Here is a 12,173-nt window from a genome sequence, read left to right as displayed (position 1 = left end):
TCAACTGAGCATCGAGCGCTACGGCCGGCCGATTTAGCCCGGCAGCCACATCCGCCTGGGCCCTGGCGGCCTGCATCCCATAGCCCGCAGCGCGACCGAGACTGGAGTTGGAGCGAACACGTTGTTGAGCGGCCGCATAGGTCAGAGCGACTGTAGCGTCGCCCTGGGCCGCCTCTTGGGGCGCGGCCTAAACTTGGGAGACCGCCGCAAGGGCGTTCGGCGCTGATCCGGCCAAAATGCCCAAAGCAACCGCACCGATCCAAGCTGCACGCATCGTTTCACCCCGCCTTCAGCAGAGAGAAACTATCCGAAGCTTAGCCGCTCGGTCCAGCAGCACCGCACCGCTCGACGGCGAATGACATTGCACTGTGTTTGCCGCCCTCCCGCATGCTCGTGCCCGTCCATCTCTATGGGCGAAGAATTGCGCCAGCATCAAAATGCTGACGAGCGACTTAAGCGCCGGTCGCCGGAAAGACGGCAACCTTCCTCCGGACGTGTCGTTGTCAGAGCCTCCTCCCCTTCGGCCGCAACCGCGATCGTCATTCCACATTCGAAATCAGAAGGATCGCCATGCCGGTCATCGTCGTCACAGGCGCCAGCGCCGGCATCGGTCTTGCCATCGCCGACCGGTTCGCCCGGGCCGGATGGCAGGTCGTGGTGATCGCCAGACAGGCTGAACGGCTTTTCAACGCCGTTGACCAGTTGAAACGGTCGGGTGATCGCGTGATCGGCATGGCGGGCGATGTGTCCGATTCGGAGTTCGTGGAGCAGGTTGGCCGCGATGTCGTGAACGCTTTCGGCGGCATCGATGTCTGGGTCAACAACGCCATGTCCACGGTCATCGGCCGCGATGAGGATCTGACCGACGCCGACTACCGCCGCGTCGTCGAGACGACCTATCTGTCTCAGGTCTACGGAACGCGCGCGGCGCTTCGGGTAATGCGGCCGGTGGACAAAGGGGCGGTGATCCAAATTTCCTCGGGACTGGCGCTGCGCCCCGCCCCGCTGCAGGCGGCCTATTGCGGCGCCAAGGCGGCCGTCGACGGGTTCACCGAGGCCATTCGGGCCGAACTGATCGCCGCAGCCTCCAGCGTCACCTTGACCACCGTCTATCTGCCGGCCGTCAACACGCCCCAGCCTTTGTGGTCACGCAACCGGACCGACCGGGCGCAGGTCATTCCAGATCCCCTATTCGATCCCCGCTTATGTGCAGACGCCGTCTGGTCGGCCGTGCAGCGGCCCAGCCGCAAGATCTTCGTGGGTCGCACGACATGGCTGATGGCGCTGGCGCAACAGTTCTTGCCGGCGCTGGCGGATCGGCAGGCCGCCAGGATGATCACAGCGCAGCAGGGCGAACTGCAAATGCCGCGTCTCGGCAATCTCGATCAACCCGAAGACGGTCCGGCGGCGATCGACGGTCCGGACACCGAACGGGTCGTCAGACCGTGGATCGGTTTCGTGTCCAGCCGCCAGATCGCGGCGATCAAGGTCGCGGCGGTCGGTGTCCTAGCCGGCCTTGCGGTGACGGCGGGCTTTGCGATCGGATCGTCCAAACGATGATAGAGACGGCCTTCACGCCCCATCCGGCGCGCTCGTCACAGACGCTCCGTCCCGACGGTTACGTCGCCCTCGAAGACTACGGCGTTCTGGGCGAAGGCCGGACGGTGGCGCTTTCAGCGCTGGATGGCGGCATCGACTGGTGGTGCGTGCCGGCGATCGATGCGCCGCCGCTTTTCGACCGCCTGCTGGATCCGGAGGGCGGCCGGTTTTCGATCACGCCGACCGAGGCCTTCACGGCGACCCGCCGCTATCGCCCCGACAGCAATGTGCTGGAGACCGAGTTCACCACCGCCACTGGCCGTGCGCGCCTGACCGAAAGCCTGAACAGCGGCACGGCCGGCCGCCTGCCCTGGTGCGAGCTGGCCCGCCGTATCGATGGCCTCGAGGGCGAAGTGACCTTCGCCCTGGACATGCGTTTGGGGCGTCGGGGCGATACGGCCAATCCGTATCATTCCAAAATCGGCGAACACACGGTCTTCCATGTCGAGCGGGTCCTCGGCCTGTTCGTCCACGATCCGCGCATCTCCTGCGAATGGTCCGACGAGGGCATTGTCGGAACCATCGTTGTCGGCGCAGGCGAGCGTCGCACAGTGGCCATCGTCGCCGGGCGGGATGAGCCGCTCGTCGTGCCGTCCATCGAAGAGATCGACGCCCGCATCGACCTGTCGGATCAGGAATGGCGGGACTGGGCGGCGCGTCTGAACTGTCCCGGCCTGTATCGCGACGACTTCATTCGCAGCGCCCTGGCGTTGAAGTTGCTGCTCTACTCTCCGTCGGGCGCCATCGCCGCAGCGGCCACAACGTCCCTGCCCGAGCGTCTGGGCGGCGACAAGAACTGGGACTATCGCTACGCCTGGCTGCGCGACGCCGGCTATACGATCGAAGCCTTCCTGGCGGCCGGCGCCCAGGCCGAGGCCAAGGCCGCCTTCAGTTGGCTGCTGATGCAGCTGAAGCGCCATGGCGCCAAGGTCTGCTACAGCCTAGACGGCGCACTCGTGCCGCCGGAAACACACTGGGACATGCCGGGCTATAAAGGCTCGCGTCCTGTGGTCACCGGAAACCGTGCCGCCGACCAGGCGCAGCACGGCGTGTTCGGCGACATTTTCGAGACCGCCTCGCGCTTCGTCGGCTGCGGCAACATTCTCGACAGCGCCAGCGCCCAGCAGTTGTCGGAACTGGCGGACCAGTGCGCCGACGCCTGGCGACAACCGGACGCGGGCATGTGGGAGCTGGAGGATCAGCAGCACTACACCATGTCCAAGATCAGCTGCTGGCAGGCCCTGGCCCGTGCGGTCGAACTGGCGGACGCCGGACAACTGCCGACGACATGCCGGGATCGCTGGCGGCGCGAGCGCGACCGGATTTTCGACTGGGTCGAGACGCATTGCTGGTCCGACAGCCTTCAGGCCTTCGTCATGTATCCGGGCAGCGACAAGCTGGACGCCGCCCTGGCCCTTGCCGTGCGCTTCCGTTTCGACGGCGAAGATCGGTTGCGCGCAACCCTTGAGGCGCTGGATCGCCATCTCGGCGCCGGCGTCTTCCATTATCGCTACACCGGCATGCAGGCCGAGGAAGGGTGCTTCATCGCCTGTTCCTTCTGGATCGCCGAAGCCTGGGCGACGCTCGGCGAACCGGACAAGGCGCGCGCCCGCATCGACGGTCTGCGCGAAGCCCTCAGCGGCCGCTGGGGCATGCTGACCGAGATGATCGACCCGGACACCGGGGCCTACCTCGGCAACATGCCGCAGGGGCTCAGCCACCTCGCGCATCTGACGGCCCTGACCGCCGTCGGCAAGGCGCAGACCCCTTTCCCCCAGCCCGAAACGGAGACGTTCCATGACTGATCGCCTGACCCTTCAGGATCCGCGCGAGCAATATCCAAAGCCGCCCTTCCCACGCCAACCGCAGCCGGTGCCCGGCGAAGCGCGCGAGATGGACCCCAAGCCCGATCATGGCGAGGACAGCTATCAGGGTTCCGGCAAGCTGAAAGGACGCAAGGCCCTGATCACCGGCGCGGACAGCGGCATCGGCCGCGCGGCCGCCATCGCCTATGCCCGGGAAGGCGCCGATGTGGCCCTCTCCTATCTGCCGTCCGAGCGCAAGGACGCCGCCGAAGTCATCGCCCTGATCGAGGCTGAAGGCCGCAAGGCTATCGACCTGCCCGGCGACATCACCGATGAAGACTGGTGCCGACAAATGGTTGAACAGGCCGTGTCGGAGCTGGGCGGACTGGACATTCTGGTCATCAACGCCGGCCGCCAACAGTATCGTGAGGACATCTCGCAGGTGACGTCGGAAGACTTCGACAAGACCTTGAAGACCAACCTCTACGCCATGCACTGGATCGCCCAGGCGGCCGTCCCGCATCTGCCGGCGGGCGCCTCGGTCATCACCACCGCCTCGATCCAGGCCTATGAGCCTTCGGCCATCCTGCTGGACTACGCCACCACCAAGGCCGGGATCGTCGCCTACACCAAGGCCCTGTCCAAGCAGCTGATCGAAAAGGGCGTACGCGCCAATGTCGTGGCGCCCGGTCCCTTCTGGACGCCCCTGCAGTCGTCCGGCGGACAGCCGCAGGACGCCGTGATGAAGTTCGGCGAACAGGTGCCGCTGGGTCGTCCGGGCCAGCCTGTCGAGATCGCCCCGGTCTATGTTCTGCTGGCCTCGCAGGAAGGCAGCTACATCACCGGCGAAGTGTTCGGCGTCACCGGCGGCATGGGCGTCGCCTGACAAGACCAAACCGGCGGCGGGATCGTCCCGCCGCCGGTCTCTCTTTCGGCGGGACGACTAGCCGGCGATGGTGGCGACCGAGCCGGAATCGACCCGGATGCCCGCGCCGTTGATGAAGCTGGCGCGCTCCGAACACAGGAAGGCGACGGCTGCGGCCACCTCCTCCGGCTTGCCCCTGCGATCTAGCGTCATGCCGGGCCGCTCTTCCTTCAGGAAGCTCTTGATCGCCTCGTCGAAGGTTTCGCCGCGTTCCTCGGCGCGCTTCTTCATCATGGCGTCGGTCATCGGGGTGGCGATGAAGGCGGGCGAGACCGTGTTCACCAGCACATTGTCGCAGCCGTAGGCCTTGGACAAACCCTTCGCCAGGCTGAGAATGCCGGCCTTCGAGGCGCAATAGGCCAGTTCATCGACATAGGGCTGGACCGCATCCTCCGACGCGAACAGGACGATACGGCCCCAGCCCGAACGCCGCATGGCCGGAATGGCCTGGCGGCACATCCGCACCGCGCCCATCATATTGATGTCCAGCGTCTCCAGCCAACCGGCGTCATCGACATCCAGGAAATCGCCGGTCGCGCCGGTCACGCCCGCGGCGTTCACATAGATGTCCGGATCGCCCATGCGGTCTCGGATTTCCGCCCACAGCCGTTCGACATCGTCGGCCTTGGTCACGTCGCCGGTCACGCCGATGCATTCGCCCAAGGCGGACAACTCCTGGACGGCTTCATCCAGCGTGCCGTCGGGCTTGTCGGTCAAGGCGACCCGTACGCCGGCTTCCAGCAGCAGCCGCGCCGTCTCCTTGCCCATGCCGGAATCGGCGCCAGAAATGAGGGCGATCCGCCCCTTGATCCCGAGGTCCATCACAAATCTCCTGTTCTTTGACGTTCGAGGAAGCGATCGGCCGTGCGCAGGGCGACGGCCATGAGGGTCAAGGCCGGGTTGGCCGAAAGCGCGCTGGGGAAGGCGGAGTTGTCGCAAACGTACAGATTGTCGATCTCGACGCTGCACCCGTCGCCGTCGACGACCGCCCCGTCCGCCTTGTCTCCCATCCGGCAGCCGCCGATGGTGTGCGCCGACCGGGCCACCGCGAAGATGTCCTCAGCGCCGGCGGCGGTCCAAATCTCCGTCATGACGCGCCGGGCATGGGCGTCCAGACGCCGCTCGTTTTCGCCATAGCTGAAGTCGATCCGCGCCTTGCGCAGCCCGACGGCGTCGACCTCATCGGACAAGCTCAAGCGATTGTCGTCGTTCGGCAGACACTCTCCATTGATGCCGATCCCGGCGAGCCGGCGATAGTTGCGCAGCGTGTCGACCAGCGGCGCGCCCCAGAGGCCCGCGCCGCGCGCGAACCCGCCCGCCAGGGTGACCGGCATGACGCCAAGGCTTTGGATCAGGTAGCCGCCGGAGAAGTTCGCGCCCGACGGACGCACCATGTCTTCGCTGATCAAGGAAGAGGGATAGCCGCGGTTCATGGACATGTCGGCGTCGAACCGCCCCCAGACTTGGGTCGCCACATGGGTCATGAAGTTGCGGCCGACCTCGCCGCCGGCGTTGCCTAATCCCCAGTTCAGCAGCAGGCGGGGCGTCTCGACACCGCCCGCACAAAGAAACAGCGCTCGACAGTTCAGCCGATGATCCTGCCCGTCGCGACGATAGATCACGCACTTGATCCGTCCACCGGCGTCACGCTCGACGCCTATCGCCCGCGCGTTGGCGATGATCGTGGCGCCGTTGGCTGAGGCCATCGGCAAAAAACTGTTGTCCGCGCCGCCCTTGGCGCCGGTTCTGCATCCCTGGTGGCACGCGCCGCAGTTGACGCAGGCCATGCGGTAGGGCGTCGTCCCCGCCTCGCGATCGCGGGACAGCACGGCCGCCGGCGCATCCGTAACGGTCAGCCCGACGGCCCTTGAGCCACGAGCCATCGCGTCCGCCGGGGCGTTGCGCGGGACGGGCGGATAGGCGAACTGTCGCCCGCCCCACGGATAGTCGGCCGGGCCTGAGACTCCGATCACCGTCTCTACAGTCTCGACATAGGATTTCAGTTCGTCCCAGCCGAACGGCCAGTCCCGCCCGCGTCCCGTCTCCGACGCCAGCTTCAGATCACGGGGATCGGGTCGCGGGCAGAAGGCGCCCCAGTGCAGCAGCGAGCCGCCGACGCCCTGGCCCGAGTTATTGGCCCCAAAGGCCGTCGGGTCGCGCCCTCCGCTGAGGCGCTCCTCCATCCAATAAAGGTCTGCCGTCGTTTCGTCGGGCGTATGCTCAGCCGGATCGAAAGCCCGCCCCGCCTCCAGCACCGTGACCGACAGCCCGGCCTTCGCCAGCCTGGCCGCGATCGGAGCCCCGCCGGCCCCGCTGCCGATGATGACGACATCGGTTTCGCCGGCCGTCCTTGCAGGCGCGCTCAACCCACGCCCCCCATCGGCAGACGCCAAGGTTCGGTCTGGTCCGCCGCCGTCTGGTCGTAGCCCTGAAACCGGCCTTCGCCGCCCGTGGCGAAGCCGTCGTAACCGATCTGGGCCCAGGTGGCCGGCAGCGACATCCACAGGCGCGCGGCCTCCGATACGACGTCCTCGAACCATAACTTCATGGCGCCCGCCGAAAGCCGGCCAGGCCCGGCCCATTCGCCCTGCGAAATGGATCGCAGGATGTCGTCCTGACGACCGGGGGCCAGAGTCGCGAACTCCGGTGCCATGGCGGCGATCTTACCCAGCCCGCGTCGCCAGGCCTCGGCGTCCGAGGGAAGATCGACGAACCGCCACCCGTCGCCCTGTCCGCTGCAGAGGCCCACATCCAGACGTCGCGCCAAATCATCCGGATCGCCTGTACCAGGCAGAATGCGCGCGATCATCGCCGACAGCACGGCGCGCTGGGTCGGGTTCAGGACGCCGCCGTCAGCTGGCTTGGGACCGAAGTGACGATCCAGCATGGAGCGTCGCGTGCGATCCGACACGCGATCGGACGCCATCAGATCCACGAAGGCTGGCGGCAACGCGACTGAACCGACTTTCTCGACAAACTTTAGAACTAGGCCCGCAAGACGGTCCGGCTGTTCCTGAGGGATCAGATGCCCCGCATCCGGCACGACCACCACGTCAGCGGCGCGATAGTGGGGGGCGTTGACACGCCGCTGCGCCGCCTCGCCCAGATCGCCATCCTCCGCGCCGGCGATGATCAGGGCGGGGAAAGGCAGGACGCCGACCTGACCGGACCAGTCCTCGCGCGATCCTTCGGCCAACCATCCGCGCCAGGCTTCGGGGTTTGTTCGGGTGAAATCGGCCAGCGCCTGATTGAAGGCGGCCTGCGGCAGACCGGCGGCGGTATTGGCGTCGATGAACTGGCGTCCCCGATCCTCGATCCTTGTCGGATCGTCGAACCAGGTCAGCATATCCGCGCGCCTGTTCTCGTCCATCGGCTCCGGCGAGGGTGGTGATCCGGCGACCAGCACCACGCCCAGCAACCCGCTCAGACCGGCCGCCCCGTCATGCGCCCGCGCGGCGATCAAGGTCGCAAACTTGCCGCCCATGCTGTGGCCGACAAGGATCCAGCGCGGGAGATGGAGATCGGTAAGGCGGCGGCTCAGGTCCTCGAGCACGGCTTGGACATCGCCATAGCCTTCCCCCGCCCTGTCCCCGAACCCTGGAAGATCGATCGCGACGGTCACCACTTCATCGCCAAGCCGGTCGATCACCGCGTCCCAATCGTGGCGGCTCGAGCCAAGAGAATGAAGGAAGACGACAGTGAGGCGAGTGTCTGTGGGCATGCAGGGGCTTTTTCGAAAGCGGAGACGTGAGGCTCCGCCGTGATCGGTCGGCGGTCGTCGATCAGCGCGCCAGCGGCGGAATTGCTCCCAACAAAACAGAACCCAAACGTCAAAACAGGCTGAGACCCGCCCTGGCCTCAAGCCGCCGCCAATTCGGTCAGAAGCTTTTCAATGAAGGCCGTGTCGTGCGGTTGATCGTTGGCGGCGTCGACGATCATGCGATCCTCGGACCAGCGTCGATCATCGCGCAACGGCAAGGACGCTTCCATGCCGGGCCGACGCGCCGCCGCGATCCGCAACGCCGTCGCCTTCGGTCCCGACACGATTTCCGTGACGCCGGCGTCACGAGCGAGCGCCGCCAAGCGACGGCCGGTGAACAGATCCTCTGCCGGGTCGGGTAAAGGACCGAACCGATCTTCGGCCTCGTCTCGCAGGGCGTCGACATCTTCCGCCGTCGTGGCGCGCGCCAACCGAGCGTACAGATTGATGCGCACGGTTTCGTCGGGGATGTAGTCCGCCGGCAGATGCCCTGTCGCGCCGACGTTCAGGCTGGGAGAGGCTTGGTCTGGATCGGGATCGCCTTTGGCAGCCGCGAGCGCCCGCGCCAGGACGGCCTGGTAAAGGGCCGAGCCGATCAACCTGACATGTCCGGCCTGTTCCTCGCCCACCAGATCGCCGCCGCCGCGCAGGTCCAGATCGCGCCCGCTGATCGCGAAGCCCGCCCCTAGTCGGTCCAGAGCCTCCAATGTCTGAAGACGCGCCTCCGTCGCCGCCGCCATGGGCGCTTCGGGATCGGAAAGCAGATAGGTAAAGCCCTGTCGCCGCCCCCGGCCGACACGCCCGCGCAGCTGATGCAACTGCGCCAGGCCAAACCGGTCCGGCCGCCAGATCAACATCGTATTGGCGCGCGGCACATCCAGGCCGGTCTCGATGATGTTCGTGGCCAGAAGCACGTCGCCCTCGCCGTCGGAGAACCGGCTCATAACCTCGTCGATCGCGGACGGGGACATGTCGCCGTGCGCCGAGACCACCGACAGCTCGGGCGTTAGAGCCTTCAGGCGTTCCGCCAAGGGTTCCATATCCTCGATCTGCGGCACGACCACGAAACTTTGCCCGCCCCGCGCCTTCTCGCGCATCAGCGACAGGCGAACCGCCCCGGCGTCGAACGGGGTCATGAAGGTTCGGATTGGCCGACGTCGCGCAGGCGGACTAGCGATCAGGCTGACGTCCTGAATGCCGACCATGGCGCTTTGCAAAGTCCTCGGGATCGGGGTGGCCGACATCGACAACAGATGCGGCGCCTTCTCTGCCAAGGCAGATTTCATCTGCGCGCCGAAGCGGTGCTCCTCATCGATGATGACAAGCCCGAGGTCGGAAAACGCCAACCCCTCCGACGCCAGCGCCTGCGTACCTACCACGACGCGCATGGAGCCGTCCGCCAGCCCTGCCTTGACCGCCCGCGCCTCCGCGCTGTCTGCGGCGCGCGACAGGTGGCCGACCTGAATGTCCGTGTCCTTGAACCGCCTCTTGAACACCTCGAAATGCTGGCGCGCCAGAACGGTGGTCGGGGCGACGACGATGACCTGTCTGCCGGCAAGGGCCACGGCCGCCGCACCGCGCAGGGCGACCTCGGTCTTGCCGAAACCGACATCGCCGCAGACGAGCCGGTTCATGGGCTTGCCGGACCCCAGGTCCGACAGGACCGCCTCGATGGCCCGCGCCTGATCGGTCGTTTCGGGGAAGGCGAAGCCGGCGGCGAACCGGGCCAGCGCCTGACGCGGCGCGGTGATCGGCTCGGTCCTCAGCGCTGCACGCGCTTCGGCCCGGGCGGACAGGGCCGCTGCGGCCTCGTCGATCTGCGCGCTGACCTTGGCGCGACGCTTGAGCCATCCTTGGGTGGTCAGCCGATCCAGCGACACCGCGTCCGGCTCCGAGCCGTAGCGCCAGATTTTGCCGAACTCCTCAATCGGCGCGAGGATGGTCCCTCCGCCATGATATTCGATGCGCAGAACGTCGCGCTCCACGCCATCGGCAGCGACCCGTTCCAAAGCCTTCAGGACGCCCAGACCGTGGTCTTCATGGATGACCACATCGTCCAACCGCAGTTCTGTCTCTCCGAACGCATTGTTCGCGTCGCCGGATGCACGCGCGATCCGGCCGCCGAAGATGTCCGAAGGCGTCAGGACGACAAGACCGGTCGCCGATTGCCGGAAACCTGTGTCCAGATCGGCGGTTACGACCGCGATCTGCCCGGGCTGCAGTGGCGCGATCGCGCTCCAGCTCTCGAGCGTCACGGGCGTATCGATATCGTGGCGACGCAGCAGGCGTAGAATGATCCTGTGCTCATGAGGCAATCCGGTCAGCACAATGCGATCGCCCGCCTCGCGCCGCTCGGCAATGAACTGTTTCAGGGCCCGTCCCGGCGACTTCGTCAATGCGAACGCCGGCGTCGGCGCCCAACCTTCGACGCTCAGGGGTTTGGCGCCTTTCAACGCCAGCCGAAGGTCTTCTTCCGTCAAATAGAGGCTGTCGGGTTTCGCAGGACGCGCGCCCTCGCTGAAGCGCAGGCGCGTGTCATAGGCTTCGGCCACATGCGCGCGAATGCGTTCGAACCGATCATCCACGCCCACGTCGGTCAGGATCATCGGCTTGTCGAGGAAATCAAACAGGGTCGTGGAGGTCTCAGCATCGATCGATGGCCCCCTGTCCTGATGATCGGCCTCATCATCCTCGAGCGACCGGTCGCTCCACTCAGCCGCCGGGGTCAGACAGATCGTCTCGATCTCGGCGCCCCGGCGCTGCGACACGGGATCGAAGGCGTGGATCTCGATGATCCGGTCCGCCTCGTCCAGGGCGATGCGATAAGGCGTGGCGGACGCGGGCGGGAAGACATCGACCACCGCGCCGAGCAGAGCGTACTCGCCAGGTTCATCGACCCGCTCATCCGCCGCATAGCCCGTATCGGTCAGAAACGACTCCAGGACTTCGCGATCCAGCGCCTCGCCCGCCGCGAGCGACAAGCGGGCCTTGATCCGTTCGCGCGACGGCGTCCGCTGCACGATCGCATCGGGCGAAGCGACCAGGAACACAGGCCTTGCGCCGGCTTCGTTCAGGGCGGCCAGGACCGCCATCCGCCGCCCCATGCTTTCCCGCGAAGGCGCGGCGCGGTCGTAAGGCAGGCAGTCCCAGGGCGGCAGAACCAGCACCTCGGCGTCCTTCACCATCGGCGAGAGCGCCGCCGCAATCTCATCGGCGCGGCGTTCGCTGGTGGCTATAAACACCACGGCCTGCGAGCGCCTTGTCTTCATCTCGGCAAGTCCAGCCGCCACGGCCGCCGCCGGCATTTTCCAACGCTTGCCGTCGTCCTGCTCGGGCGCTGGCCCTCCAACGAGGACCTGTAGGCCCGTGGCGGAAAGATCGGTGTCGGCAGGTGACGATTTCATCCTGGCTCAACCCCGAGGCCGTCCGAGGGTTGCGCCCGCTTTCGTACCCCAACTTGTCATTTCAGCTGCTAGCGCGACGGACCGCCTCAGAACGGATTTGCGGGATCCTTCCGGGCGGCGGCTATTTCTGCCATGGCCGTATCGAACGCATGGCCTAAGCCGCAACGAAACGATGGAATGCTGTCATCATTCGCGCGTCTCGGACAAACTGGCGAACCAATCCGCGTAGGGGGTGTTGCGCACCATGCGCCGATTGAGATCCGGTGAGCCGTCGCTCCACCAAACCGGCCCCCGCTCGCCCAGCCCCATCTTGGCCTTGTCCACGCTCCGCCGCGATGCGGCCAGAGCATCTGGATCCTCAGCCGCCAGGGCCGTCCGCACCGCCCGGCGCGCCGACATCAGATCATGCACCAGTTCGTCCCTCGCCGCAGTCGACAACGCTGGCTTGGCGCATCGCCAAAGCCGGCCTCGCACCACGAAGTAACGGCCGTCTGGAGTCGTAGGGTATCGGAAGGGCTGCTTCATCGTCGGGACAACGCGCAGCGCGCCCGATGGGCGCCGCCCAGAGGGTCCAAGCCTCTAAGTGATTGAGCTAGCGCGATCTATGGACTCGACAGAACCTCTTCGAATTGAGGTGGCTCACCTCCAAAACCGTCGTGATCTTCCCCCGTAAAAGTGGA

Annotated in this window: 8 protein-coding genes; 3 read left to right on the top strand and 5 right to left on the bottom strand. The window is 66.3% G+C overall.

What is annotated here, in order from left to right:
• The first annotated feature begins 570 nt into the window (after nt 1-570).
• Genes VH88_RS15040 through VH88_RS15030 form a run of 3 tightly spaced genes read left to right on the top strand, consistent with a single transcriptional unit; the run spans nt 571 to nt 4,290 of the window.
• Nucleotides 571-1,560: an SDR family oxidoreductase gene (locus VH88_RS15040; protein WP_045811968.1), complete on the top strand. Its 990-nt coding sequence runs from the start codon at nt 571-573 to the stop codon at nt 1,558-1,560.
• Entirely contained in the window at nt 1,557-3,404 is a 1,848-nt protein-coding gene (locus tag VH88_RS15035; RefSeq protein ID WP_156146876.1) for a glycoside hydrolase family 15 protein, read from the top strand. Before VH88_RS15040 ends, VH88_RS15035 begins: the two co-directional genes overlap by 4 nt.
• The gene (locus VH88_RS15030) at nt 3,397-4,290 is read left to right on the top strand and encodes an SDR family oxidoreductase (protein ID WP_045811967.1); all 894 of its coding nucleotides are present in this window, start codon (nt 3,397-3,399) and stop codon (nt 4,288-4,290) included. Before VH88_RS15035 ends, VH88_RS15030 begins: the two co-directional genes overlap by 8 nt.
• A 57-nt stretch (nt 4,291-4,347) precedes the next feature.
• Here VH88_RS15030 and VH88_RS15025 read toward each other — a convergent pair whose 3' ends face one another.
• From VH88_RS15025 to VH88_RS15005, 5 genes are all read right to left on the bottom strand, one after another.
• Nucleotides 4,348-5,151 carry an SDR family NAD(P)-dependent oxidoreductase gene (locus VH88_RS15025; RefSeq protein WP_045811966.1) on the bottom strand — a complete coding sequence of 268 codons (804 nt, stop codon included), beginning with the start codon at nt 5,149-5,151 and terminating at the stop codon, nt 4,348-4,350.
• Nucleotides 5,151-6,695 (bottom strand): GMC family oxidoreductase, encoded by a 1,545-nt coding sequence (locus tag VH88_RS15020; RefSeq protein WP_045811965.1) that lies wholly within the window; start codon nt 6,693-6,695, stop codon nt 5,151-5,153. The genes VH88_RS15025 and VH88_RS15020 overlap by 1 nt, the downstream gene beginning before the upstream one ends.
• Nucleotides 6,692-8,050: an alpha/beta hydrolase gene (locus VH88_RS15015; RefSeq protein WP_045811964.1), complete on the bottom strand. Its 1,359-nt coding sequence runs from the start codon at nt 8,048-8,050 to the stop codon at nt 6,692-6,694. Before VH88_RS15015 ends, VH88_RS15020 begins: the two co-directional genes overlap by 4 nt.
• Nucleotides 8,051-8,187: 137 nt before the next feature.
• Complete coding sequence (locus tag VH88_RS15010) at nt 8,188-11,493, bottom strand: helicase-related protein (RefSeq protein WP_082064539.1); 3,306 nt, start codon at nt 11,491-11,493, stop codon at nt 8,188-8,190.
• 186 nt (nt 11,494-11,679) lie between these two features.
• Nucleotides 11,680-11,904: a hypothetical protein gene (locus tag VH88_RS15005; protein WP_231576708.1), complete on the bottom strand. Its 225-nt coding sequence runs from the start codon at nt 11,902-11,904 to the stop codon at nt 11,680-11,682.
• Nucleotides 11,905-12,173 lie beyond the last annotated feature (269 nt).

Source organism: Brevundimonas sp. KM4 (genome assembly GCF_000964075.1).
GTDB classification, from domain to species: domain Bacteria; phylum Pseudomonadota; class Alphaproteobacteria; order Caulobacterales; family Caulobacteraceae; genus Brevundimonas; species Brevundimonas huaxiensis.
Note: the sequence above shows the minus strand (reverse complement) of the source record. Positions and strands in the feature narration are given on the sequence as shown.

Bases quoted from the DNA above. Each gene is read 5' to 3' on its own strand.
- VH88_RS15040 (WP_045811968.1), top strand. From the start codon at position 571: ATGCCGGTCATCGTCGTCACAGGCGCCAGCGCCGGCATCGGTCTTGCC.
- VH88_RS15035 (WP_156146876.1), top strand. From the start codon at position 1,557: ATGATAGAGACGGCCTTCACGCCCCATCCGGCGCGCTCGTCACAGACG.
- VH88_RS15030 (WP_045811967.1), top strand. From the start codon at position 3,397: ATGACTGATCGCCTGACCCTTCAGGATCCGCGCGAGCAATATCCAAAG.
- VH88_RS15025 (WP_045811966.1), bottom strand. From the start codon at position 5,151: ATGGACCTCGGGATCAAGGGGCGGATCGCCCTCATTTCTGGCGCCGAT.
- VH88_RS15015 (WP_045811964.1), bottom strand. From the start codon at position 8,050: ATGCCCACAGACACTCGCCTCACTGTCGTCTTCCTTCATTCTCTTGGC.
- VH88_RS15010 (WP_082064539.1), bottom strand. From the start codon at position 11,493: ATGAAATCGTCACCTGCCGACACCGATCTTTCCGCCACGGGCCTACAG.